Here is a 255-nt window from a genome sequence, read left to right as displayed (position 1 = left end):
GGGGATGTGCACCAAGCCGAAGCTGATCGCGCCTTTCCAGATTGACCGGGCCATGGTCCGCTCCTACACATTTACAGGTTGACCGGGCTGGCTGTAGCGCAACGCGCCGCAGCGTTCGCAACACTGGCAGTGAAGCCCGGCGACTTCACACACCACCCGGCTGCGCCATTGGCAGCCCCGCAGCAGACAGACGAGTTTCATCCGCCACCTCCCTGACCCTCTTGAGTATCCGGGCCCCTTTCTGAAACTGACTGC

The 255-nt window shown here is 62.4% G+C and carries 1 protein-coding gene; it reads right to left on the bottom strand.

Features of this window, described 5'->3' with window-relative positions:
- Nucleotides 1-63: 63 nt before the first annotated feature.
- Entirely contained in the window at nucleotides 64-201 is a 138-nt protein-coding gene (locus SB765_RS31615) for a PSPA7_2676 family Cys-rich small protein (protein ID WP_410932753.1), read from the bottom strand.
- Nucleotides 202-255: the final 54 nt, after the last annotated feature.

It is taken from the genome of Pseudomonas sp. SIMBA_067, from assembly GCF_046534675.1.
GTDB classification, from domain to species: domain Bacteria; phylum Pseudomonadota; class Gammaproteobacteria; order Pseudomonadales; family Pseudomonadaceae; genus Aquipseudomonas; species Aquipseudomonas putida.
The sequence above is the reverse complement of the archived record's forward strand: the minus strand, read 5'-3'. Positions and strand labels throughout refer to the sequence as shown.